Source organism: Citrobacter sp. 50677481, assembly GCF_001463265.1.
Classification (GTDB): domain Bacteria; phylum Pseudomonadota; class Gammaproteobacteria; order Enterobacterales; family Enterobacteriaceae; genus Citrobacter_A; species Citrobacter_A sedlakii.
The window spans coordinates 121169-143628 of the sequence record NZ_LNHZ01000036.1; the positions used below are offsets into that span (position 1 = coordinate 121169).

Annotated in this window: 23 protein-coding genes; 11 read left to right on the forward strand and 12 right to left on the reverse strand. The window is 56.1% G+C overall.

What is annotated here, in order from left to right:
• The first annotated feature begins 6 nt into the window (after positions 1-6).
• Together APU02_RS09415 and APU02_RS09420 are read left to right on the forward strand one after the other, a co-directional pair.
• Positions 7-996 carry a fimbrial protein gene (locus tag APU02_RS09415; RefSeq protein ID WP_060569911.1) on the forward strand — a complete coding sequence of 330 codons (990 nt, stop codon included), beginning with the start codon at positions 7-9 and terminating at the stop codon, positions 994-996.
• A gap of 5 nt (positions 997-1001) precedes the next feature.
• Positions 1002-1505, forward strand: a complete 504-nt coding sequence (locus APU02_RS09420) for a fimbrial protein (protein ID WP_042285076.1) — start codon at positions 1002-1004, stop codon at positions 1503-1505.
• Here APU02_RS09420 and dinG read toward each other — a convergent pair.
• From dinG to APU02_RS09450, 6 genes are all read right to left on the reverse strand, one after another.
• Positions 1492-3669, reverse strand: a complete 2178-nt coding sequence (gene dinG / locus APU02_RS09425) for an ATP-dependent DNA helicase DinG (protein WP_060569912.1) — start codon at positions 3667-3669, stop codon at positions 1492-1494. The genes APU02_RS09420 and dinG overlap by 14 nt on opposite strands.
• A 164-nt stretch (positions 3670-3833) precedes the next feature.
• Positions 3834-5192, reverse strand: coding sequence for an ATP-dependent RNA helicase RhlE (gene rhlE / locus APU02_RS09430; protein WP_042285081.1), 1359 nt, complete (start codon positions 5190-5192; stop codon positions 3834-3836).
• 266 nt (positions 5193-5458) lie between these two features.
• On the reverse strand, positions 5459-6457 hold the full coding sequence (locus APU02_RS09435) for a transketolase family protein (RefSeq protein ID WP_042285083.1): 999 nt from the start codon (positions 6455-6457) through the stop codon (positions 5459-5461).
• Entirely contained in the window at positions 6457-7302 is an 846-nt protein-coding gene (locus tag APU02_RS09440) for a transketolase (protein ID WP_060569913.1), read from the reverse strand. The genes APU02_RS09435 and APU02_RS09440 overlap by 1 nt, the downstream gene beginning before the upstream one ends.
• A 14-nt stretch (positions 7303-7316) precedes the next feature.
• Positions 7317-8066 (reverse strand): SDR family NAD(P)-dependent oxidoreductase, encoded by a 750-nt coding sequence (locus APU02_RS09445; RefSeq protein ID WP_060569914.1) that lies wholly within the window; start codon positions 8064-8066, stop codon positions 7317-7319.
• Between the two features lie 50 nt (positions 8067-8116).
• Positions 8117-9445, reverse strand: coding sequence for an MFS transporter (locus APU02_RS09450; RefSeq protein ID WP_060569915.1), 1329 nt, complete (start codon positions 9443-9445; stop codon positions 8117-8119).
• A 322-nt stretch (positions 9446-9767) separates the two neighbouring features.
• On the opposite strand from APU02_RS09450, the gene APU02_RS09455 reads away from it, so the two are divergent.
• The 6 genes from APU02_RS09455 (at position 9768) to APU02_RS09480 (ending at position 16484) form a co-directional block, all read left to right on the forward strand.
• Positions 9768-10691 (forward strand): LysR substrate-binding domain-containing protein, encoded by a 924-nt coding sequence (locus APU02_RS09455; protein ID WP_060569916.1) that lies wholly within the window; start codon positions 9768-9770, stop codon positions 10689-10691.
• Between the two features lie 71 nt (positions 10692-10762).
• Positions 10763-11437: a transcriptional regulator CecR gene (gene cecR / locus APU02_RS09460; RefSeq protein ID WP_060569917.1), complete on the forward strand. Its 675-nt coding sequence runs from the start codon at positions 10763-10765 to the stop codon at positions 11435-11437.
• The gene (gene hlyD, locus APU02_RS09465; RefSeq protein ID WP_060569918.1) at positions 11437-12432 is read left to right on the forward strand and encodes a secretion protein HlyD; all 996 of its coding nucleotides are present in this window, start codon (positions 11437-11439) and stop codon (positions 12430-12432) included. Before cecR ends, hlyD begins: the two co-directional genes overlap by 1 nt.
• Complete coding sequence (locus APU02_RS09470) at positions 12425-14161, forward strand: ATP-binding cassette domain-containing protein (protein ID WP_042285102.1); 1737 nt, start codon at positions 12425-12427, stop codon at positions 14159-14161. Before hlyD ends, APU02_RS09470 begins: the two co-directional genes overlap by 8 nt.
• A complete protein-coding gene (locus APU02_RS09475) occupies positions 14154-15287 on the forward strand; it encodes an ABC transporter permease (RefSeq protein WP_042285106.1) in 1134 nt (377 codons plus the stop codon). Before APU02_RS09470 ends, APU02_RS09475 begins: the two co-directional genes overlap by 8 nt.
• A gap of 90 nt (positions 15288-15377) precedes the next feature.
• Positions 15378-16484 carry an ABC transporter permease gene (locus APU02_RS09480; protein ID WP_042285108.1) on the forward strand — a complete coding sequence of 369 codons (1107 nt, stop codon included), beginning with the start codon at positions 15378-15380 and terminating at the stop codon, positions 16482-16484.
• Here APU02_RS09480 and APU02_RS09485 read toward each other — a convergent pair.
• On the reverse strand, positions 16446-16856 hold the full coding sequence (locus APU02_RS09485; protein ID WP_042285112.1) for a YbhQ family protein: 411 nt from the start codon (positions 16854-16856) through the stop codon (positions 16446-16448). The genes APU02_RS09480 and APU02_RS09485 overlap by 39 nt on opposite strands.
• A 131-nt stretch (positions 16857-16987) precedes the next feature.
• Between APU02_RS09485 and APU02_RS09490 the strand changes: the two genes are divergently transcribed.
• The 3 genes from APU02_RS09490 to APU02_RS09500 are packed head-to-tail and all read left to right on the forward strand — an operon-like array spanning position 16988 to position 19949.
• Positions 16988-17749 (forward strand): endonuclease/exonuclease/phosphatase family protein, encoded by a 762-nt coding sequence (locus APU02_RS09490; RefSeq protein WP_060569919.1) that lies wholly within the window; start codon positions 16988-16990, stop codon positions 17747-17749.
• Complete coding sequence (gene clsB / locus APU02_RS09495) at positions 17746-18987, forward strand: cardiolipin synthase ClsB (RefSeq protein WP_060569920.1); 1242 nt, start codon at positions 17746-17748, stop codon at positions 18985-18987. Before APU02_RS09490 ends, clsB begins: the two co-directional genes overlap by 4 nt.
• Positions 18987-19949 carry a YbhN family protein gene (locus APU02_RS09500; protein ID WP_060569921.1) on the forward strand — a complete coding sequence of 321 codons (963 nt, stop codon included), beginning with the start codon at positions 18987-18989 and terminating at the stop codon, positions 19947-19949. Before clsB ends, APU02_RS09500 begins: the two co-directional genes overlap by 1 nt.
• Before the next feature lie 51 nt (positions 19950-20000).
• Here APU02_RS09500 and APU02_RS09505 read toward each other — a convergent pair whose 3' ends face one another.
• The 5 genes from APU02_RS09505 to moaB are packed head-to-tail and all read right to left on the reverse strand — an operon-like array spanning position 20001 to position 22448.
• Positions 20001-20705 carry a Bax inhibitor-1/YccA family protein gene (locus APU02_RS09505; RefSeq protein WP_042285122.1) on the reverse strand — a complete coding sequence of 235 codons (705 nt, stop codon included), beginning with the start codon at positions 20703-20705 and terminating at the stop codon, positions 20001-20003.
• Positions 20706-20755: 50 nt separating this feature from the next.
• On the reverse strand, positions 20756-21208 hold the full coding sequence (moaE, locus tag APU02_RS09510; protein ID WP_060569922.1) for a molybdopterin synthase catalytic subunit MoaE: 453 nt from the start codon (positions 21206-21208) through the stop codon (positions 20756-20758).
• A gap of 1 nt (position 21209) precedes the next feature.
• On the reverse strand, positions 21210-21455 hold the full coding sequence (gene moaD, locus APU02_RS09515; protein ID WP_042285128.1) for a molybdopterin synthase sulfur carrier subunit: 246 nt from the start codon (positions 21453-21455) through the stop codon (positions 21210-21212).
• Positions 21448-21933: a cyclic pyranopterin monophosphate synthase MoaC gene (gene moaC, locus APU02_RS09520; RefSeq protein WP_042285132.1), complete on the reverse strand. Its 486-nt coding sequence runs from the start codon at positions 21931-21933 to the stop codon at positions 21448-21450. Before moaC ends, moaD begins: the two co-directional genes overlap by 8 nt.
• A 2-nt stretch (positions 21934-21935) precedes the next feature.
• Positions 21936-22448 carry a molybdenum cofactor biosynthesis protein B gene (gene moaB / locus APU02_RS09525; protein ID WP_042285136.1) on the reverse strand — a complete coding sequence of 171 codons (513 nt, stop codon included), beginning with the start codon at positions 22446-22448 and terminating at the stop codon, positions 21936-21938.
• Positions 22449-22460 lie beyond the last annotated feature (12 nt).

Genomic DNA, 22460 nt, shown 5'->3' on the forward strand with positions numbered 1-22460 from the left:
ATACATATGCATATGATTAAGCATTGTTTTTACCTGGCGATCCTTACCGCTGCCGGGTTGTTTATGCCGCACGCCAAAGCGTCCTGCCACACGCCGGACATGCCAAAACTGATTAACGTGCCTTCGATTTCGGTACCGGTTACGCTCGCCATTGGCGAAACCATTCCCGGCTCAGAACAGACTGTACATGTCGCGGGTAACTGCGATGAGCGTTACGACAGCGGACTGGAAATTATCTCCTGTTATTATGGTTCCGGCGCTGAAATTCCCGGAATGAACGGCGTGTACGATTCCGGCGTGCCCGGTATCGGCGTGGCGCTGATGAATGACAAAGGCCAACGCATCAGCGGTGCTGGCGGGCAACAGTGCGACTCACGCGCCACGCCGATTGCCTATGTCTCTTCTGATGGCTACCAGTCATTTAATTTCGACGTGACGCTTCAACTGATTAAAACGAGTCATCAAGTCGCATCCGGTACGCTGGTACAGGCGCAAACAACATTTGGCATCGGTATTTATGCTCATGAAGGGATCGGCGATCCCAATACCCTTTCGTATGCCGGTAATGTCATTCTGAAAGAGGTCACCTGCTCGGTGTTGCCGAAAAATCTCACCGTTAATCTCGGTGATTTTCCGGTCAGCGATTTCGTGAGTGTCGGAACATTGACTACCCCCGCGCAAAGCTTTGACGTGACGGTACACTGCGACAGCACTGTTCAGCCGCAGGTGAAGATAACCAGCGCAAACGGCTATGAATCGGCGTTCGAAGGCGTTCTGAAACTGACGCAGCAGAAAGGAATGGCCACCGGGATTGGCGTCAGGATGCTCTTTGACGGCCATCTGGCCACCTTTGACAGCTATGTTGAAACTGCAAGTCAGGCGATCGCCAACGAAACATTGACCATACCTTTCCAGGTGCGCTACCAGCAGACCCGCGAGGTCGTCACTCCCGGTCCTGCCAATACCGTGGCGACCATTACCCTCGCCTATAAGTGACCACGATGAAAAAGAGCGCATTGATTCTTGCCCTGGGTGTGATCGCGCAGGCTAACGCGGATGATATTCAGATTCAGATGAACGGTAATATCTTCGCAAATACCTGCATCGTTGACAGCGCCAGCCGCAATCTGACGGTGGATTTAGGCCAGGCGGTTTCCGGTAGCTTTAAAGACATTGGCGACACCGGTGAATGGAAAGACTTTTCCCTGACGGTGACGCATTGCCCGGAATCGCTCACCCTTGCTACAGCTTTTTTTTATGGAAAGCCTGACAGCTCGCACCCGACAAAATTCGCCAATATCGGTAGCGCCAAAGGACTGGCGCTTGAACTCGCGGACCGCCAGGACCATATGCTTATCGCCCCCCAGGCCGCGTTCAGCGCGGTGATCAACCCCAGCGACCGCACGGCCACCTTTCCGCTGGCGGCGCGTTATTACGCTACCGCCATGCCCGTCACCGCCGGCACGTTCAGCAGCGTTGTGCAGGTGACCTTCACTTACCAGTAGGACTGCGCCCCTTAGCACGGATGCTTTTTCTTCGCCCGGCAGCCACTTTTGCCGGGCGTTTTTTTACTTCCGGCACCTCCGGGCGTTCAATGGGGAAAACAGGCAGCGCGTCCAGTAGCCGCTTGCCGTAATTTTTGGTCAACAGCCGCTTGTCATAAATCACCACTTCGCCCCAGCAGCCGTGGCTACGGATCAGACGACCGACCTGTTGAATGAGGTTAAACGATGCCGCAGGTAAGCTCTGCACCTCAAACGGATAACGATTAAGGCTTTTTAGCCATTCGCCTTCGGTAATGACCACCGGGCTGTCAATGGGCGGAAAGGCGATCTTATGGATATGCACCTGACTGAGTAATTCGCCTTTCAGGTCCAGCCCTTCGGCAAAGGATTGCAGCCCGACCAGCACGCTGCGCTCGCCGCCTTCCACCCGCTTGCGATGCAGTTCCACCAGCCGATAGCGTGGCTGATCGCCCTGCACTAACAGCAGTAACCGCAGGTCGATAACGTACTCAAGAAAGCGTTGCATCGCCCTGCCGCTGGCGAACAGCACCAGCATGCCGAGGTGCTTTTTGCTTTCGACCTGCTGACGAAAATAGGCAGCCATTTCGGCGATGTGCTGCTCTTCGTTATCAATGAGCGGCTCATAGCGCATCTGCGGAATAACAATTTTTCCCTGCTCAACGTGGTTAAACGGCGAGTCGAGCGCGACAAAGCGGTCTCCCGCTTTTTCCTTCAGACCGCTCATCTCCTGAAGCCGCGAAAAGCTGTTCAGCGAGCGCAGCGTGGCGGAGGTGACGATAATATGCGGCACGCTGCGCCAGAGCAGCCGTTCAAGCTGGTCGCTTACCCGGATGCCAACGCAGTGGAACCAGACGTGGATCTGCCCGTCGCGCACCTCCCGCGTCGTCCATTTGGTGACTGGCGCGCCGGAAGACTGCGCCAGCGAAGCCAACCGCCACAGCTTACTTTGCGCTTCGAACATCCCCAGGGCCCGGTTCATCTGCAGAATCACCCGGTGCAGGCGAACCACATCGTGACTGCCGGTTTTCTCGCTGAGATCGTTTATGAAAAGTTCAGCCAGCCCGCGCAGCGTTTCGGTCAGCTTCGCCAGCCGCTGACAAATCTCCATCACCTCGTCCGGAAGCTCGCCCATCGCGAAGCGATGTTCTGCCTCCTGAGCGGCGGGCATATACAGATTGAGAATGTTATTCAACGAGGCGATAAGTTCGTACAGCTCTTCACAGTGGGCGTTCAGGCGCTCGGGGTTTGCCAGCGGCGGCGTGGTCTTGGGACGAAACTGCTCCATGCAGGTCGCCACCAGTTTGGTGAACAAATCCAACTGAAGCCGATACCAGGGAGCGGTGATTTCTGCGCTCATCTCCAGCGCATCACGGGCAACGTCCGGCAGGTGATGGCCTTCATCCAGCACCAACAGCAGGTTTTTCGGGTCCGGCAACACGGCCTCGCTTTCCATCGCCGCCATCACCAGCGCATGGTTAGCCACTACCACTTCCGCTTCCTGAATTTCACGGCGAGCGACAAAGAACGGACATTCACGGTAATAATGGCAGTTGCGGTTCAGACAACTGGCTTTGTCGGTACTCAGGCGTCGCCAGAGATCGTCATCAATGGCGATATCGGTATGATCGCGCAGGCCGTCCCAACGGTAGCCGTCAAGGGAGGCTTTCAGCTTCGCGCAGCGCTTTTGTTCTTCCTGATTGTTTGGCGTCAGTTCGTCCTCAAGAAACGCCAGTAAATCCTGCTGACTGGGTTCGGAACTGGCGAGCGCCGCCAGATTGCGGGGGCACACATAGCGTCCGCGCCCAAACGCGGCGGTAAAGCGGAGATCGGGAATGATTTTGCGCAGCAGCGGCAGATCTTTACTGTAGATCTGATCCTGTAACGCCACGTTGGCGGTACTGACCACCAGCGTCTTTTGCTCTTCGCGGGCGATGGCGATACCGGGAATGAGATACGAGAGGGTTTTCCCCACCCCGGTTGGCGCTTCAATCGCCAGATGCCGCCCTTCTTCGCCACTCAGCGTTTTTGCCACGTCAGCAATCATCTGTCGCTGCGGCGCGCGGGGGATAAAGTCGGGGATCTGTTCCTGAAGCGCCTTATACCAGGCGGCGATTTGCGCTTTTAGCGCGGCGGTTAATGCCATGAGAAAACCTGAAACACTGTATAAACAGCCACTATTGTGGCACATTTCAGGTTCAGTCAGTACCTTTTTTACCGGTTCTGGAAAGCCGCTCGCAACACGAGTTCAAAGCGCGGGGGTCGGACTGCCGGACAGCGCGGTGAATTGCGCTTATCCGGCTTACGACATTACTGTGCCGGGGTAATCCGGCGCGGGCGGCGCGGCGGACGCGGCTTATCACCCGCCGGTTTGCCTTCGCCGCTGCGCGGTTTGGCTTTCGGCGCGCCGCCGTCCTGACGACGCGGTTGTTGCCCACGGCCCGCTCCCTGACCTTGTCCCTGACGGCCACGACCGCCACCGCCGCCACGCTGCTGGCGCCCGTTCTGGATGGGCTCCGCTTTGATTGACGGGTCCGGCTCATAACCCGGCGTGGTGATGCGCGGGATCTCTTTCTTCAGCAGTTTTTCAATATCGCGCAGCAGCTTATGTTCATCGACACACACCAGCGACAGCGCCTCGCCGGTGGCGGCGGCACGCCCGGTACGCCCGATACGGTGGACATAATCTTCCGGCACGTTCGGCAGTTCATAGTTCACCACGTGCGGCAGTTCTTCAATATCCAGTCCACGCGCCGCGATGTCGGTCGCCACCAGCACGCGAATATCGCCGGATTTGAAATCAGCCAGCGCGCGGGTACGTGCGCCCTGGCTCTTGTTGCCGTGGATCGCCGCGCTGCGAATGCCGTCTTTATTCAGTTGCTCCGCCAGATGGTTAGCGCCGTGCTTGGTGCGGGTGAATACCAGCACCTGCTGCCAGTTCCCCTGGCCGATCATCTGGGAAAGCAGTTCGCGTTTGCGTTTTTTGTCGACGAAATGAACGTGCTGCGTCACCTGCTCAGAGGCGGTGTTGCGACGCGCCACTTCGATCTCCAGCGGGTTATGCAGCAGCTTTTCGGCAAGCGCCTTAATGTCGTCAGAAAAGGTCGCAGAGAACAGCAGGTTCTGGCGCTTCGCCGGCAGCTTCGCCAGCACGCGACGGATATCGTGAATAAAGCCCATATCCAGCATGCGGTCAGCTTCGTCGAGCACCAGTATTTCAATTTGATCCAGCTTCACCGCATTCTGGTGTTCGAGATCCAGCAGACGGCCCGGCGTCGCCACCAGCACATCCACACCGCCGCGCAGCTTCATCATCTGCGGGTTAATGCTCACGCCGCCGAAGACCACCAGCGAACGAATGTTCAGATACTTACTGTAATCACGGACGTTCTCGCCAATCTGCGCCGCCAGTTCGCGGGTGGGCGTCAGGATCAGCGCCCGTACCGGACGACGGCCCTTGGCATGGGGCTGTTGGGTAATAAGGTGCTGCAACAACGGCAGCGTGAAGCCAGCGGTTTTACCGGTGCCGGTCTGCGCGCTCGCCATCAGGTCACGGCCTTCCAGCACCGCAGGGATCGCCTGCTGCTGAATAGGGGTAGGTTCACGGTAACCCTGCTCGGCAATGGCGCGCAGAATTTCAGGGTTCAAACCCAGGGAATCAAAAGACATAACTACTCCGGACCGCCCCGACCGTTCCCGGTGTCGTTTTCAGGGAGATACTTACAATTTGGAAATGACAAAAACCACAATGTCATGAAGAGGCGGAGTGTAGCAGTTTTTGTGACAGAGCGCATAAATATCCCATCGCTCAGGTTTATACGGTCACGCGGCGGCGCGGAAGTTTTTATCAAACCGGTTTCTGAGTGAATTAATCGACACGGAAACCTTAACCAGAAAGTGAAAAGTACCGCCGCAGAACGCGGCGGCGAAAGCCTTTAACGCAGGCGATGTTTAATTTTATCAACCATCATCGCCGTTGAAATACCGTAACGGTCATGCAGGGTTGGCAACGCCCCGGCCAGCAGAAATTCATCCGGCAGACCAATGGTATCGAGTTCGCAACGCACGCCTTTACGCATCAGCAGCGCGGCGACCGCTTCACCCAGCCCGCCAATGCAGGTGTGGTTTTCCGCCGTGATCACCAGCCGGCCTGGTTTTGACGCCTGCTCAACCAGGGTTTTCTCATCCAGCGGCTTGATGGTCGGGACGTGCAGCACTGCGGCGCTGATATTATCGGCGCGTAGTTTTTCCGCGGTTTCCAGCGCGCGCATGGTCATCAGACCGGAGGAGATAATCAGCACATCGTTGCCATCCTCCAGCAGCTTCGCTTTCCCCAACTCAAACTTGTAGTCATATTTATCCAACACCAGCGGCACTTTGCCGCGCAGCAAGCGCATATAAACCGGGCCGTTATGGTCGGCCATCGCCGGGACCGCCTGCTCAATTTCCAGCGCATCGCACGGATCGATGATGGTCATGCCAGGGATGCCGCGCATGATCGCCAGATCTTCCGTCGCCTGATGGCTGGGACCGTAGCCAGTGGTCAGTCCCGGCAGCGCCGCGCAGATCTTCACATTAAGATGCTCTTCCGCGATGACCTGATGGATAAAGTCATAGGCGCGGCGAGTGGCGAACACCGCGTAGGTGGTGGCGAACGGGATAAAGCCCTCTTTCGCCATACCGCCTGCGGCGCCCATCAGCAATTGCTCCGCCATCCCCATCTGGAAAAAGCGTTCCGGATGGGCCTGAGCGAAAATATGCAGATCGGTGTACTTCGACAGGTCAGCCGTCATGCCGACGATCTCTGGCCGCTCCGCCGCCAGCTTTGCCAGAGCGACGCCAAACGGCGCGGCAACGGTAGCCTGACCTTCATCCGCGATGGAGGCGATCATCGCCGAGGTTTTTAAACGGGGTTTAGGGGTTGTCTGGCTCATTACAGCACTCCTTCCGGTTTGTTGGCATCGAGCACGGCAATGGCTTTCTGCCATTCGTCAGCATCAACGCGAATAAAATGGTTTTTATCGCGCGTTTCGAGGAACGGAACGCCTTTGCCCATCAGCGTGTCGCAGATAATGACCCGTGGCTGTTCGCCGCGATGGTTCTTCGCGTTATCAAACGCCTCGACGACCGCGGCGACATCGTTACCGTCCACCCGCTGTACGTACCAGCCGAAAGCCGCCCATTTTTCATGTAACGGTTCGAAGCCGAGAATTTTGCGTGAGTCTCCGTCGGCCTGCTGCTTGTTAACATCCACGATATTGATAAGGTTGGTCAGCCCGTAGTGCGCCGCAGACATTGCGGCTTCCCAAGTGGAACCTTCATCCAGTTCGCCATCCGACATGGAGTTATACACCCACGAATCGCTCTGCTTTTGCTTCAGCCCCAGCGCCATGCCTACTGCAATAGACAGCCCCTGCCCCAGCGATCCGCCGGACATCTCCATCCCCGGCGTATACGTCGCCATGCCGGACATCGGCAGACGGCTGTCATCTGAACCGTAGGTTTCCAGCTCCGGCTCAGGAATGATCCCCGCCTCCAGCAGCGCCGCATAGTAGGCAATGGCATAGTGACCATGGGAAAGCAGGAAGCGATCGCGTCCTTCCCATTCCGGTTCCTCCGCACGATACGTCATCGCATGGCTAAACGCAGTCGCCAGCACATCGGCGTAACCCAGCGCCTGACCGATATACCCCTGCCCCTGAACTTCGCCCATGCGCAGGGCGTAGCGCCGAATGCGCCAGGCCGCCGCCGCGACTTTCTGAACTTCTGTCATCTTCATCAGAGTGCCCTCGCTTAATGGATTAACATGCCGCCGTTAACGTCCAGGGTAATACCGGTGGAATAGGAGGAGAGATCGCTGCCGAGGAACAGCGCGGCGCGCGCAATATCGACGGCGTCGCCAAGTCGGTTCATCGGAATGCCTGCCAGAATGTTGGCGGTCATTTCATCGGTCAGCTTCCCGGCGGTGATGTCCGTCTGGATCAGACCCGGGGTGATGCAGTTTACGCGCACATTGTCCGGCCCCAGTTCGCGCGCCATCGCCCGCGCCAGTCCTAATACCCCGGCCTTCGCCGCGCTATAGTGTGGGCCGCCGAAAATACCGCCGCCGCGCTGGGCGGAAACGGAGGAGATGCAGACAATGCTGCCGGATTTCTGCGCGCGCATTAGCGGAATGACCGCCTGCGACATCAGCAGCGTGCCGCGCAGGCTGACATCTAACACTGCGTCATAATTTTCGCGTTTGATATCCATTAATTTAATAGGCTGTGTAATACCGGCATTATTAACTAGCACATCAACCCGGCCATATTTCGCCACAATTTGTTCCATTGCAGCACTGACCTGCGCTTCGTCCGCCACGTTCGCCGCAAGGCCAAGATGCGCATCGCCTAACGATTTCGCCGCCGCTTCACTGGCCTCTTTATTTAAATCAATAATTACAACCTTTGCGCCATTTTCCGCAAATAACTTCGCTGTCGCGAAACCTAAACCGCGAACGGAAGCCGCGCCAGTCACAATGGCGACTTTATTTGTTAATAACATAAATTTACTCCATGACATTACGTCATATTAATTGATAAGAGAAAGATTTATTATTGTGGTTCATCAAGAAACAGAATCACCACTAAACCAATCGCTGCGCAAATACCAAAATAGGTGAAGACAGAATTAAAGCTGCCGGTATTATCAAGTAAAAAGCCGGCTACCATAGGGGAAACAAACCCACCGAGATTACCGCCGCTATTAATAATAGAGGAGGCAATGGGATACGTTTTAGCATCAGAAACCGCCATACCATAAGCGGTAAACGCGGGCCAGCCAATATTCAGACACAGGCCGACAAAAAATAATCCTACGCACACTGCCGCGGTGCTTGCCGGAATATTTAGCATGATAAGCATCATTATAACGGTTGAAACGGCGGTAAAAATCATTGTCGGTTTGCGTCGACGCCCGAGTAGTTTATCAGAGATATACCCGCCGCCAATCGCGCCGACAAATCCTCCAATGCACGGCATACTGGCAACCAGCCCCATACTCATAAAGTCGAAGCCTTTTTCTTTCACCAGATAAAGCGGAATCCAGGTCAACAGGCCATACAGCACGCTGACCATCATAAAATAAGCCAGACAATCGCCGAGAATATTCTTCGACGTAAATAATCCTTTCGCCGTATCTATGGGTGCCATTTTTCTCACCCGGATGAATTTATCCAGCCACGTAAATTTATCAGCAATGACAATATTTTCTCGCGTTTGATTATTTTCGCCCTGGCTGGCGTTAATTTCCGCCAGTTCACTCTCTGAAACAAAACGGCTTTCCGAAGGTTTGGTTTTCACCAGCAGATACCAGGCGATGGCTGCCACAATGCCCGGAATGGCGAAAGAATAGAAGACCCAGCGCCAACCCCAGGTTACCGCTATCCAGACCGCCAGCGGTGGAACGATAATCGGGGCAAACATCGTCGCGGCAATATACACGCCCGTCGCTGTGGCTTTTTCTTTGGGCGGAAACCAGCTATTGATGGTCGACGCCAGCCCAACCGGACACGGCCCTTCGCTCAACCCCAGACCCAGGCGCACCAGTTTTAAGCCCAGGACCGAGCTGACGGTGCCCATCAACCAGGTAAATGCGGAAAAACCAAAGATAGATAATGAAACCAACCCGCGCGTGCCACGCTTCGCAATGAAAAAACCGGCCGGGATCTGACTTACCGCATATCCCAAAAAGAACATACTGGCGATCGCACCGGCCTCGAAGTTGTTGATATGAAACTCATCGATGATAAACGGCAGTACGGCGCCGATATTCGTACGATCGGCATAATTAATGGCATACACCAGGAAAATCATCGTTAAAACGACAAAACGATACTTTGTTTTCCTGGTGTCGGTACAGACAACCGTATCTATACGTGACATAGGGTATCCTCTTTATTGTTTTATCTTTTTTCGTGCCCGTCGCCGCAGCACCTTTATTCAGACCTTCAAGGGCAATATAACAACGTGATCAAAAATCGGCATTTAGATAACCTCAATTGAGGTTGAGAAAAATTTGATTCGTGACTGCATTCAAATTAAAGCGTTCCTGGAAAGCCAATTTTCCAAATCATAAAATGCGATCGACCTCACAATTCATCACCTTAACACCCTGATAACGAAGAAAAATCATGCTGAATATTTGCCTAATTGCACGCCAACTGTTTATCTGTTTCTTCTCATTGCTTTCATCGGGAATAGAATTATGAGCTCCCCCGTCCCCAATAAAATGCTGCCGGTTCCATCTTTGCGTAACATTCAGGCTTTTATCGAAGTCGCCGATACTGGCAGTCTGAATATTGCCGCTGAAAACCTTAACATTACGGCTTCTGCCGTGAGCCATCAGATTGCGAGCCTGGAAAATTATTTAGGTAAAAAATTATTTTCCCGCAGCAGTAAAGGCGTAAAACTGACCACCATCGGCGAGCGCTACCTCAAAGAGGTCTCCGGCGCCTTAAATATTATTGGCCAGGCGACTAACCAGGTGATTCATGACATCCATCAGGACTATTTGCGCATTCATTCGGCCCCCAGCTTTGGCTTACTCTGGCTGATGCCCAGGCTGGATCGCTTTCGCCAGGCGTGGCCCGAACTGAAAATCAGCCTGACCTGCTCCTATGAAAGCATTCAGTTTTCTCGCGACAATATTGACATCGATATTCGTCACGGCCTTTCACAGTGGCCGACACTGGTGGTGAAAACCATCCGTAATGAAAGCGTGTTGCCCTACTCCTCACAGACCTGGCTGGAACATCACCCGGTGAACTCCCCTGAAGATCTGCTGTCGTGCGATCTCATCCATTCCGACAGCACCCTGATTAACTGGAACAACTGGTTCTCCTGGCACAAAGTGCGCGGCTTCAACAAAAATTTTATTTTCAACTTTGACCGCTCCTATATGAGCATCGAAGCGGCAAGAATGGGATTGGGTGTTATCCTTGAAAGTAACCTGCTGGCGGGAGAAAGCCTGCGTAAACAGCATTTGCAGCCGGTATTCGCAGAGGATGTCAGCATGTCGGTGAATGCCCATCATCTGGTTATGCCGCATACCAGCGAACAAAAAGCAAAAGTAAAAGCGTTTATCGCCTGGATATCCGAGGAACTCAACGCCGCCGGGTTCCAGATTTAAGCGCGGACTGGACAGAATGCAAACAGCAGACTATTTTTAATCAATCGATTGATTAAGAATCAGGTCGCGCGATGACTACCCCCACGATGACAAGCAAAGGCGAACAGGCGAAAAGCCAACTGATCGCCGCCGCGCTGGCGCAGTTCGGCGAGTATGGCCTGCATGCCACGACTCGCGACATAGCCGCCCTGGCCGGACAGAACATTGCCGCTATCCCCTACTACTTTGGTTCGAAAGAGGATTTATACCTCGCCTGCGCCCAGTGGATTGCCGACTTCATTGGAGAACAGTTTCGCCCACACGCCGAAGAGGCGGAGCAACTGTTTAGCCAGCCGGAGCCGGACCGCGCGGCGATGCGCGAACTGATCCTTCGCGCCTGTAAGAACATGATTATGCTGCTGACCCAGGAAGACACCGTGAATCTGAGCAAGTTTATCTCGCGCGAGCAGCTTTCCCCTACGGCGGCCTATCAACTGGTCCACAAGCAGGTAATCGACCCGCTGCACAGCCATCTGACGCGTCTTATTGCCGCCTACACCGGCTGCGATGCCCACGACACGCGCACCATTTTGCACACCCATGCTCTGCTGGGCGAAGTGCTGGCGTTCCGCCTTGGCAAAGAAACCATTCTGTTACGCGCCGGCTGGTCACAATTTGATGATGAAAAAACGGCGCTGATCGAGCAGACGGTGACCTGTCATATCGATCTCATTCTGCAAGGTCTATCGCAAAGGAGTCTGGACTGATGAAAAAACCTGTTGTTATCGGGCTGGCTATCGCGGTGCTGGTCGCCGTATTGGCGGGCGGCACCTGGTGGTATCAGAGTCGGCAGGATAACGGTCTGACGCTCTACGGCAACGTCGATATCCGCACTGTGAATATGAGCTTTCGCGTCGGCGGTCGGCTTGCCTCGCTGACCGTGGACGAAGGCGACACGATTAAAGCCGGACAGGTGCTGGGCGAACTGGATCACGCGCCGTATGAAAACGCGCTAATGCAGGCGAAAGCCGGTGTGTCCGTCGCCCAGGCCCAGTATGACCTGATGCTGGCAGGCTATCGCGACGAAGAGATCGCCCAGGCCGCCGCCTCGGTAAGGCAGGCGCAGGCGGCGTATGACTATGCGCAAAACTTCTATAACCGTCAGCAGGGACTCTGGAAAAGTCGCACCATCTCCGCCAACGACCTTGAAAATGCCCGTTCGTCCCGCGATCAGGCGCTGGCGACGCTGAAATCCGCACAGGATAAGCTGAGCCAGTACCGCTCCGGTAACCGCGAGCAGGATATCGCCCAGGCGAAGGCCAGTCTTGAACAGGCCCAGGCCCAGCTGGCGCAGGCGGAGCTCGATCTTCAGGACACCACTCTGCTGGCGCCGTCGAACGGTACGCTGCTGACCCGCGCGGTAGAGCCCGGCAGCATGCTCAACGCAGGCAGCACGGTCTTGACCCTGTCGCTCACCCGCCCGGTGTGGGTTCGCGCCTATGTCGATGAGCGAAACCTAAGCCAGGCGCAGCCGGGACGCGACATCCTGCTGTATACCGATGGCCGTCCGGATAAGCCGTATCACGGCAAAATCGGCTTTGTCTCCCCGACCGCAGAGTTTACGCCAAAGACCGTTGAAACGCCGGATCTGCGTACCGACCTGGTGTATCGTCTGCGCATTGTCGTGACCGATGCCGACGACGCGCTGCGTCAGGGGATGCCGGTCACGTTGCGGTTCAGCGATGAGGCAGGACATGAATGACGCCGTCATTACGCTCACGGGACTGACAAAGCGTTTCGCGGGCATGGATAAGCCCGCGGTCGCACCGCTCGACTGCACCATTCACGCCGGTTACGTCACCGGACTGGTGGGGCCAGACGGCGCGGGTAAAACGACCCTGATGCGTATGCTGGCGGGCCTGTTGAAGCCCGATGACGGCGCGGCGACGGTGATCGGCTTTGATCCGATCAAAAACGACAGCGCGCTGCACGCGGTGCTCGGCTATATGCCGCAAAAATTCGGGCTGTATGAGGATCTCACCGTCATGGAGAACCTGAATCTGTACGCCGACCTGCGTAGCGTCACCGGTGAGGTGCGGGAAAAAACCTTTGCCCGTCTGCTGGAATTCACCTCTCTCGGTCCGTTTACCGGACGCCTGGCCGGAAAACTCTCTGGTGGTATGAAGCAGAAACTGGGGCTGGCCTGTACGTTGGTGGGCGAACCGAAAGTGCTGTTGCTGGACGAACCCGGCGTCGGTGTGGATCCCATTTCCCGCCGCGAGCTGTGGCAAATGGTGCACGAGCTGGCGGGTGACGGGATGCTGATCCTCTGGAGCACCTCCTATCTCGACGAAGCCGAGCAATGCCGCGACGTACTGCTGATGAACGAAGGCGAGCTGCTGTACCAGGGCGATCCGACGCAGCTGACCAAAACCATGGCCGGGCGCAGTTTCCTGATGCATAGCCCGCAGGAGAACAACCGCAAACTGCTTCAGCGGGCGTTAAAGCTGCCGCAGGTGAGCGACGGCATGATCCAGGGCAAGTCGGTGCGTCTGATCGTCAAAAAAGAGACGTCGGCAGAAGACATTCGTCGTGCCGAAGGCATGCCGGACATTGCGATCAACGAAACCGCGCCGCGCTTTGAAGATGCGTTTATCGATCTGCTGGGCGGCGCCGCCACGTCAGAGTCGCCGCTGGGCGCGATTCTGCACACCGTGGAAGGCACGCCCGGCGAAACCGTGATTGAAGCAAAAGCGTTGACGAAAAAATTTGGCGATTTCGCCGCCACCGACCACGTTAACTTCGCCGTACAGCGTGGAGAGATCTTCGGCCTGCTGGGGCCAAACGGCGCAGGTAAGTCCACCACCTTTAAAATGATGTGCGGCCTGCTGGTGCCGACCTCGGGTAAAGCGCTGGTACTGGATATGGACCTGAAGGTCAGCTCCGGCAAGGCGCGCCAGCATCTCGGCTATATGGCGCAAAAATTTTCGCTCTACGGCAACCTGACGGTCGAACAAAATCTGCGCTTCTTCTCCGGCGTGTATGGCCTGCGCGGACGAGCGCAGAACGAAAAAATCGCCCGCATGAGCGAAGCGTTTGGCCTGAAAAGCATTGCCGCCCAGGCAACCGACGCGCTGCCGCTGGGCTTCAAACAGCGACTGGCGCTGGCTTGTTCGCTGATGCATGAGCCGGACATCCTCTTTCTTGACGAGCCGACCTCCGGCGTCGACCCGATCACCCGCCGCGAGTTCTGGTTGCACATCAACAGCATGGTGGAAAAAGGGGTGACGGTGATGGTTACCACTCACTTTATGGACGAGGCGGAATACTGCGACCGTATCGGACTGGTGTATCGGGGCAAGCTGATCGCCAGCGGTACGCCGGATGACCTGAAAGCGCAGGCCGCCGATGACGACACGGCGGACCCGACCATGGAGCAGGCCTTCATCACCCTGATCAACGAATGGGATAAGGAGCACGGACATGCGTAATCCGCTTCTCTCCTGGCGCCGCGTTCGCGCTCTGTGTGTGAAAGAGACGCGGCAGATCGTCCGCGATCCCAGCAGTTGGCTGATTGCGGTGGTGATCCCCCTGCTGCTGCTGTTCATTTTCGGCTACGGAATTAACCTCGATTCCAGCAAGCTGCGCGTTGGCATTTTGCTGGAACAGCAGAGTGAAGAGGCGCTGGACTTTACCCACGCGATGACCGGCTCGCCGTACATTGACGCCACCATCAGCGATAACCGTCAGGCGCTGATCGAAAAAATGCAGGCCGGGCGGATCCGCGGTCTGGTGGTTATTCCGGTGGATTTCGCCGAAAAGATGGCGCGCGCCGACGATACCGCGCCCATTCAGGTGATCACCGACGGCAGCGAACCCAACACCGCCAACTTTGTGCAGGGCTACGTGGAAGGGATCTGGCAGATCTGGCAAATGCAGCGCGCCGAAGACCGGGGGGAAGAATTTGAACCATTAATTGACGTACAGACGCGCTACTGGTTTAACCCGGCGGCCATCAGCCAACACTTTATCATTCCCGGCGCGGTGACCATTATCATGACGGTGATTGGCGCGATCCTCACCTCACTGGTTGTGGCGCGTGAATGGGAGCGTGGCACCATGGAGGCGCTCCTCTCGACGGAAGTCACGCGCGTTGAGCTGTTGCTGTGCAAACTCATCCCTTACTACTTTCTCGGTATGCTGGCCATGCTGCTTTGTATGCTGGTGTCGGTGTTTATTCTCGGCGTACCCTACCGCGGCTCGTTGCTGCTGCTGTTCTTCATCACCAGTCTGTTTTTACTGAGCACGCTGGGGATGGGACTGCTCATTTCCACCATCACCCGTAACCAGTTTAACGCCGCCCAGGTGGCGCTGAATGCCGCATTCTTGCCGTCGATTATGCTGTCCGGGTTTATTTTCCAGATCGACAGCATGCCGGCGGTGATCCGCGCAGTGACGTATATCATTCCGGCGCGTTATTTCGTCAGTACCCTGCAAAGCCTGTTTCTGGCGGGAAATATCCCGGTGGTACTGGTGGTAAACGTGCTGTTTTTGATCGCTTCGGCGGTGATGTTCATTGGCCTGACGTGGATGAAAACCAAACGTCGGCTGGATTGATTGTTCGCCTGATGGCGCTGTGCTTATCAGACCTACGGGCATACAGGCCGGAACCGGCATTTACGCCGCCTCCGGCGCGAGGAAAATGAGATGTTTCATCGCTTATGGACGCTGATCCGCAAAGAGTTGCAGTCTTTACTGCGCGAACCGCAGACCCGCGCGATTTTAATTCTGCCGGTGCTGATACAGGTGATCCTGTTTCCTTTTGCCGCGACGCTGGAGGTCACGAACGCCACCATTGCCGTGTATAACGAGGATAACGGTAAACACGCCGTGGAGTTGACCCAGCGTTTCGCCCGCGCCAAAGCCTTCACTCACGTGCTGTTGCTGAACAGCCCGCAGGAGATTCAGCCCACCATCGACACGCAGAAAGCGCTGCTGCTGGTCCGCTTTCCGGCGGATTTTTCCCGCAATCTGGACACCTTCCAGCCCGCGCCGATGCAGTTGATTCTTGATGGGCGTAACTCCAACAGCGCGCAGATCGCCGCCAATTATCTCCAGCAAATCGTAAAGGTTTACCAGCAGGAACTGATGGAAGGCAAACCGAAGCCGAACAACAGCGAGCTGGTAGTCCGCAACTGGTATAACCCGAACCTCGACTACAAATGGTTTGTGGTGCCGTCGCTGATTGCCATGATCACGACGATCGGCGTCATGATCGTGACCTCGCTCTCGGTGGCGCGCGAGCGCGAACAGGGCACGCTCGACCAGTTGCTGGTCTCGCCGCTCACCACCTGGCAAATCTTTATCGGTAAAGCGGTGCCTGCGCTGATAGTCGCCACGTTCCAGGCGACTATCGTGCTGGCCATCGGGATCTGGGCGTACCAAATCCCCTTTGCCGGATCGCTGGCGCTGTTTTACTTCACGATGGTGATTTACGGACTGTCACTGGTCGGGTTTGGGCTGCTGATCTCCTCGCTCTGCTCAACGCAGCAGCAGGCGTTTATCGGCGTGTTTGTCTTTATGATGCCTGCGATTTTGCTGTCGGGTTACGTCTCGCCGGTCGAAAATATGCCGGTATGGTTGCAGAACCTGACGTGGATTAACCCGATTCGTCACTTTACCGATATCACCAAGCAGATCTATCTGAAGGACGCGAGTTTATCGATTGTCTGGGGGAGTTTGTGGCCGCTACTGGTGATCGCGGCCACGACGGGATCAGCGGCGTATGCGATGTTTAGACGCAAGGTCATGTAGCTTTTTGTCTTTCGCCAGCAGCGATACCACGGCGGGCCCGGCAAGGATAGCGACGCCCGCTAACGCCAGCAGGACATTATTTTGCAGCACACGGGACAACAGCCACAGCACAATCAGCGCCGCGCCGAAATACCAGGTGGTGGTGAGTTCTTCCAGCACATCGGCCACTTCCCGCCAACGCTGTTCATGATGGCGTTGCAGTGCCAGCATCAGCAGTACGGTGATGCCGTACACGACACATAATCCAAGGCCGACGCGAACCAGCGTGCCGCTCATCCAGCCCATTACCAGCATCGCCACTACCAGTAAATGCAACATTATCTGCCAGCAACTTAACCCCGTTGCGACACGAACACGTTGTTGCCACTTCATGGCTTTTCTCCTGAAGGATTTCCGTCTAATGATTCAGAGTACCGAACTTTACGGAAAATTCCGTAACAACGCACCTTTTTGTGACGACGACTACACTATTTACTCGGGATAGTGACGTTGACAGGAGAATCATGACTCAACACACCGGTAATTTTTCATTCAAAGTGCTCACCATTAATACGCACAAAGGGTTCACCGCCTTTAACAAGCGCTTTATTTTGCCGGAGCTGCGCGACGCTGTGCGCACAGTCGGCGCCGACATTGTGTGCCTGCAGGAAGTGCTGGGCGCCCATGAAGTGCATCCGCTGCACGTTGAGAACTGGCCGGACACTACCCATTACGAATTTCTCGCCGATACCATGTGGAGCGACTACGCCTATGGACGCAACGCGGTATACCCGGAAGGTCATCATGGCAACGCGGTGCTGTCGCGCTATCCGATTGAACACTATGAAAACCGCGATGTGTCGGTCGCGGGCAGCGAAAAGCGCGGCGTGCTGTACTGCCGCATAGTGCCGCCGCAGCTTAACCATCCAATCCACGTGATGTGCGTCCATCTGGGCTTACGGGAAGCGCATCGTCAGGCGCAACTCAAAATGCTGGCCGACTGGGTCAACGCCCTGCCCGACGGCGAACCCGTGGTGGTGGCTGGCGATTTCAACGACTGGCGGCAAAAAGCCAACCATCCGCTGAAAAAAGCGGCCGGGCTGGAGGAGATCTTCACCCGCGCCAACGGTCGTCCAGCGCGCACCTTTCCGGTCAGTCTGCCGCTGCTACGACTCGATCGTATTTACGTTAAAAATGCCAATGCCAGTGCGCCAACGGCGTTGCCGCTGCGCAACTGGCGTCATCTTTCCGATCATGCTCCCCTGAGCGCGGAGGTCCATTTATGAAGTGTGGCTGGCGTGAAGGTAACCAGATTCAGTTGCTGGAAAACGGCGATCAGTTTTACCCCGCCGTGTATAAAGCCATTGCCGAAGCAGAGCAAAGGATCATTCTGGAATCCTTCATCTGGTTTGAGGACAACGTTGGGAAACAGCTGCATGCGGCGCTGCTCAAAGCGGCCAAACGTGGCGTGAAGGCGGAAGTGCTGCTCGACGGCTACGGCTCGCCGGATCTCAGCGATGAATTTGTGGGTGAACTGACCGCCGCAGGCGTGGTGTTCCGCTACTACGATCCCCGCCCGCGGGTCTTTGGGATGCGCACCAACGTCTTTCGCCGCATGCACCGCAAAATTGTGGTGATCGACGCCAAGGTGGCATTTGTCGGCGGCATTAACTATTCCGATGAGCATATGTCCGACTATGGTCCCGAGGCCAAGCAGGATTACGCGGTACGCGTCGAAGGTCCGATTGTGGCCGATATTTTACAGTTCGAGGTGGAAAATCTTCCGGGGCAGAGCGCGGTACGCCGCTGGTGGAAGCGTCATCACCAGGCGGTAGAGAACCACCAGCCCGGCGAGGCGCAAGCGCTGTTTGTCTGGCGCGATAACGAAGAACATCGCGATGACATCGAACGCCACTACCTGAAAATGCTGACCCAGGCGCGGCGGGAGGTGATTATCGCCAATGCCTATTTCTTCCCCGGGTATCGGCTGCTCCATGCGATGCGCAATGCGGCGCGTCGCGGCGTACGCGTGAAGCTCATCGTACAGGGCGAACCGGATATGCCGATTGTGAAAGTCGGCGCGCGCCTGCTTTACAACTATCTGGTAAAGGGCGGCGTTCAGGTGTACGAATACCGCCGCAAACCGCTGCATGGCAAGGTGGCGTTAATGGACGACCATTGGGCGACGGTCGGCTCCAGTAATCTCGATCCGCTCAGCCTGTCGCTGAATCTGGAAGCGAACCTGATCATACACGACCGTCAGTTTAACCAGACTCTGCGCGATAACCTTAATGCGATCATCGAGAAAGACTGTAAACAGGTGGATGAGTCGATGGTGCCCAAACGCACCTGGTGGAACCTGACCAAGAGCGTGCTGGCGTTCCACTTTTTACGTCATTTCCCGGCGCTGGTGGGCTGGCTGCCTGCGCATACTCCACATCTGGCGCAGGTTGAACCGCCAGCCCAGCCCGAGATGGAGACGCAGGATCGCGTTGAAGCACAAGATACAGGAGCGAAACCCTAATGGCGAAATCTCATCCGCGCTGGCGGCTGGCGAAAAAGATCCTTACCTGGCTGTTTTTTATTGCAGTAATTGTCCTGCTGGTCATCTATGCCAAAAAGGTCAACTGGGAGGATGTCTGGACGGTTATCCGCGACTACAACCGCGTGGCGCTGCTCAGCGCTGTCGGGCTGGTGATCGTCAGCTATTTATTGTACGGCTGCTACGATCTGTTAGGGCGCGCTTACTGCGGGCATAAGCTGGCGAAGCGCCAGGTCATGCTGGTGTCGTTTATCTGCTACGCCTTTAACCTGACGCTAAGCACCTGGGTCGGCGGCATCGGGATGCGCTATCGACTCTATTCGCGCCTCGGTCTGCCAGGCAGCACCATCACCCGCATTTTCTCATTGAGTATTACCACCAACTGGCTTGGCTACATTCTGCTGGGCGGCATTATCTTTACCTTCGGCGTGGTGCAGTTGCCCGCCCATTGGTATATCGACGAAGGCACGCTGCGCATTCTCGGCGTGGCGCTACTGCTTGTCATCGCCGTGTATATGTGGTTCTGCGCCTTTGCTAAGCGCCGTCATGTCACCATCAAAGGGCAAAAACTGGTGCTGCCGTCGTGGAAATTTGCGCTGGTGCAAATGGCCATTTCGAGCGCCAACTGGATGGTGATGGGACTGATTATCTGGCTGCTGATGGGCAAGGATGTGAACTACTTCTTTGTGCTGGGCGTGCTGTTGGTGAGCAGTATCGCCGGGGTGATAGTCCATATTCCTGCGGGGATCGGCGTGCTGGAAGCGGTGTTCATTGCGCTACTCGCCGGTGAGCATACTTCGCAAGGGACGATCATCGCCGCCCTGCTCGCTTACCGCGTACTGTATTATTTCATACCGCTGCTGCTGGCATTGATTTGTTATCTGGTGCTGGAAAGCCGGGCGAAAAAGCTGCGGGCGAAAAACGAAAAGGCGATGGCGAAGTAGTCTTCTGACGTGCCGAACCTGATGGCGGAACCGCCATCAGGTTCGGTGAGATTACCGGCGGTTGCCGAAGATACGTAACAACATCAGGAACAGGTTGATAAAGTCCAGATACAGCGTCAGCGCCCCGAGAATCGAGTACTTGCGCAGGTTTGAACTGTCGCGCACATCAATCTGCTCGCCAATATTTTTCAGCTTCTGGGTGTCATAGGCGGTCAGGCCGACAAACACCACCACACCAATATAGGTCACTGCCCACATCAGCGCTTCGCTCTTCAGCCAGAAGTTCACCAGCGACGCCAGGATAATGCCTATCAGCGCCATAAACAGCATATTGCCCCAGCCGCTCAGGTCTCGTTTGGTGGTGTAACCCCACAGGCTCATCACACCGAACATCCCGCCGGTCACCACAAAGGTGCTGGCGATGGACGAATAGGTATAGACGATAAAAATGCTCGACAGCGTCAACCCGGTGAGCGCCGAATAGAGCATAAACAGCGTGGTCGCCATGCCCGCGCTGAGCTTATGCACCATCGCCGAAAGCGCAATAACCAGCGCTAATTGAGCGATAATCAGGCCAAAAAAGGTGATTTTGCTGGAAAAGACGAACATCATGACCGCAGGGGTATTCGCCGCATACCACGCAATAAACGCGGTCAGCAGCAGTCCGACGGTCATCCAGCCGTACACTTGCGCCATATACGTTTGCAGACCGGAACGCGCCTGCACGATTGAATCGGATCGTGGAAATCTGTCCATGAAAATCTCCTGTTAAAAAAGTGACACCTGTATAAGCGTATCACATTCTGCTACCAGCGCTTTGCCGCCTGCTGGTCGCTGTCGCGGGCTTCCACCCAGCGCTCGCCCTCCGGCGTCGCTTCACGTTTCCAGAATGGCGCGCGGGTTTTCAGGTAGTCCATAATAAATTCGCCCGCCTCAAAGGCGCTACTGCGATGCGCGCTGGTGACGCCGACAAACACGATCTCATCGCCCGGCCACAGTTCGCCGATGCGATGGATCACGGTGACGCGCCCCAACGGCCAGCGCGCGCGCGCCTCTGCCACAATCTCGCCCAGCGCTTTTTCGGTCATGCCGGGATAGTGCTCCAGCGTCAGCGCCTTCACGCTGTCGCCGAGGTTGTGATTGCGGACTTTGCCGGTGAAGGTCACAACCGCGCCGTCTTCGTCACGTTCCGCCAGCCACGGGTATTCGTCGCCGACACGAAACGGCGCCGGATCGACCACGATTTTCGTTTCCGCCATCTCAGCCTCCCGTTACCGGCGGGAAAAACGCCACCTCGTCACCCGCGCTTAACGGATGATCAAAGCTGACCAGCGTCTGGTTGACTGCCGCCAGCAGTTTGCCGTCTTCCAGGGCCAGCGCCCAGCGGTCGCTGTTTGTCGCCAGATGCTGGCGCAGCGCCTCAACGGTGGGAAAATCAGCCGCCACGTTCAGCGCATCGGTGCCGACCAGTTCGCGAACCTGGGCGAAGAAGAGAACCTTAATCATGAGAATCCGCCTTAAAATCACCCGATTTGCCGCCACTTTTCGCCAGCAGTCGCACCGGACCAATCACCATATCTTTCTGCACCGCTTTACACATATCGTAGATGGTCAGCGCCGCAACCGACGCGGCGGTTAACGCCTCCATCTCAACGCCGGTTTTGCCGGTCAGACGGCACAGTGACTCAATGCGCACGCGGTTGTGCTCCGGTTCAGCCAGCAGTTGCACTTCAACTTTGCTCAACAGCAACGGATGGCACAGCGGGATCAGCTCCCAGGTGCGTTTTGCCGCCTGGATGCCCGCGATGCGCGCGGTGGCGAAGACATCGCCCTTATGGTGGCTGCCGTCAATAATCATCGCCAGTGTTTCACTGCGCATGGTGACAAAGGCTTCGGCGCGCGCTTCGCGAACGGTTTCCGCTTTAGCGGAAACGTCGACCATGTGCGCTTCGCCAGCGGCGTTAATATGGGTCAGTTGCGACATACTTATTTCTTCAGATGAGGGTGGAAGTTACACGGACGGGTGCGCGCATCAAGCTGCGGAGCAATGATATTATCCCAGGCGGTACGGCAGGCTTTCGTTGAACCCGGCATGGCGAAAATCAGCGTATGGTTGGCCATACCTGCCACCGCGCGCGACTGCAGCGTCGCGGTGCCAATCTCTTCAAACGACAGCATTCGGAAGAGTTCGCCAAAGCCTTCAACTTCGCGGTCAAACAACGGCAGCAGCGCTTCCGGCGCCTGATCGCCTTCGGTAAGCCCTGTCCCGCCGGTGATCAGCACTACCTGAACGTTTTCGCTGGCGATCCACGCCGACACCTGGGCGCGGATGGCGTAGCGGTTCTCTTTGACGATGGCTTTATCCACCACCTGATGTCCCGCTTCCTGTGCCGCGTCACGCAGAAAATGACCGGAGGTATCTTCCTCCTCACCACGACGATTCGACACCGTAAGAATAGCGATACGGGTCGGGATAAATTCAGCGCTTACCTGACTCATGGAAAACTCCTT

What these genes read in the sequence shown, in the direction of transcription:
- APU02_RS09415 (WP_060569911.1), top strand. Translation starts at nt 7, where the DNA reads ATGCATATGATTAAGCATTGTTTTTACCTGGCGATCCTTACCGCTGCC.
- APU02_RS09420 (WP_042285076.1), top strand. Translation starts at nt 1,002, where the DNA reads ATGAAAAAGAGCGCATTGATTCTTGCCCTGGGTGTGATCGCGCAGGCT.
- dinG (WP_060569912.1), bottom strand. Translation starts at nt 3,669, where the DNA reads ATGGCATTAACCGCCGCGCTAAAAGCGCAAATCGCCGCCTGGTATAAG.
- rhlE (WP_042285081.1), bottom strand. Translation starts at nt 5,192, where the DNA reads ATGTCTTTTGATTCCCTGGGTTTGAACCCTGAAATTCTGCGCGCCATT.
- APU02_RS09435 (WP_042285083.1), bottom strand. Translation starts at nt 6,457, where the DNA reads ATGAGCCAGACAACCCCTAAACCCCGTTTAAAAACCTCGGCGATGATC.
- APU02_RS09440 (WP_060569913.1), bottom strand. Translation starts at nt 7,302, where the DNA reads ATGAAGATGACAGAAGTTCAGAAAGTCGCGGCGGCGGCCTGGCGCATT.
- APU02_RS09445 (WP_060569914.1), bottom strand. Translation starts at nt 8,066, where the DNA reads ATGTTATTAACAAATAAAGTCGCCATTGTGACTGGCGCGGCTTCCGTT.
- APU02_RS09450 (WP_060569915.1), bottom strand. Translation starts at nt 9,445, where the DNA reads ATGTCACGTATAGATACGGTTGTCTGTACCGACACCAGGAAAACAAAG.
- APU02_RS09455 (WP_060569916.1), top strand. Translation starts at nt 9,768, where the DNA reads ATGAGCTCCCCCGTCCCCAATAAAATGCTGCCGGTTCCATCTTTGCGT.
- cecR (WP_060569917.1), top strand. Translation starts at nt 10,763, where the DNA reads ATGACTACCCCCACGATGACAAGCAAAGGCGAACAGGCGAAAAGCCAA.
- hlyD (WP_060569918.1), top strand. Translation starts at nt 11,437, where the DNA reads ATGAAAAAACCTGTTGTTATCGGGCTGGCTATCGCGGTGCTGGTCGCC.
- APU02_RS09470 (WP_042285102.1), top strand. Translation starts at nt 12,425, where the DNA reads ATGAATGACGCCGTCATTACGCTCACGGGACTGACAAAGCGTTTCGCG.
- APU02_RS09475 (WP_042285106.1), top strand. Translation starts at nt 14,154, where the DNA reads ATGCGTAATCCGCTTCTCTCCTGGCGCCGCGTTCGCGCTCTGTGTGTG.
- APU02_RS09480 (WP_042285108.1), top strand. Translation starts at nt 15,378, where the DNA reads ATGTTTCATCGCTTATGGACGCTGATCCGCAAAGAGTTGCAGTCTTTA.
- APU02_RS09485 (WP_042285112.1), bottom strand. Translation starts at nt 16,856, where the DNA reads ATGAAGTGGCAACAACGTGTTCGTGTCGCAACGGGGTTAAGTTGCTGG.
- APU02_RS09490 (WP_060569919.1), top strand. Translation starts at nt 16,988, where the DNA reads ATGACTCAACACACCGGTAATTTTTCATTCAAAGTGCTCACCATTAAT.
- clsB (WP_060569920.1), top strand. Translation starts at nt 17,746, where the DNA reads ATGAAGTGTGGCTGGCGTGAAGGTAACCAGATTCAGTTGCTGGAAAAC.
- APU02_RS09500 (WP_060569921.1), top strand. Translation starts at nt 18,987, where the DNA reads ATGGCGAAATCTCATCCGCGCTGGCGGCTGGCGAAAAAGATCCTTACC.
- APU02_RS09505 (WP_042285122.1), bottom strand. Translation starts at nt 20,705, where the DNA reads ATGGACAGATTTCCACGATCCGATTCAATCGTGCAGGCGCGTTCCGGT.
- moaE (WP_060569922.1), bottom strand. Translation starts at nt 21,208, where the DNA reads ATGGCGGAAACGAAAATCGTGGTCGATCCGGCGCCGTTTCGTGTCGGC.
- moaD (WP_042285128.1), bottom strand. Translation starts at nt 21,455, where the DNA reads ATGATTAAGGTTCTCTTCTTCGCCCAGGTTCGCGAACTGGTCGGCACC.
- moaC (WP_042285132.1), bottom strand. Translation starts at nt 21,933, where the DNA reads ATGTCGCAACTGACCCATATTAACGCCGCTGGCGAAGCGCACATGGTC.
- moaB (WP_042285136.1), bottom strand. Translation starts at nt 22,448, where the DNA reads ATGAGTCAGGTAAGCGCTGAATTTATCCCGACCCGTATCGCTATTCTT.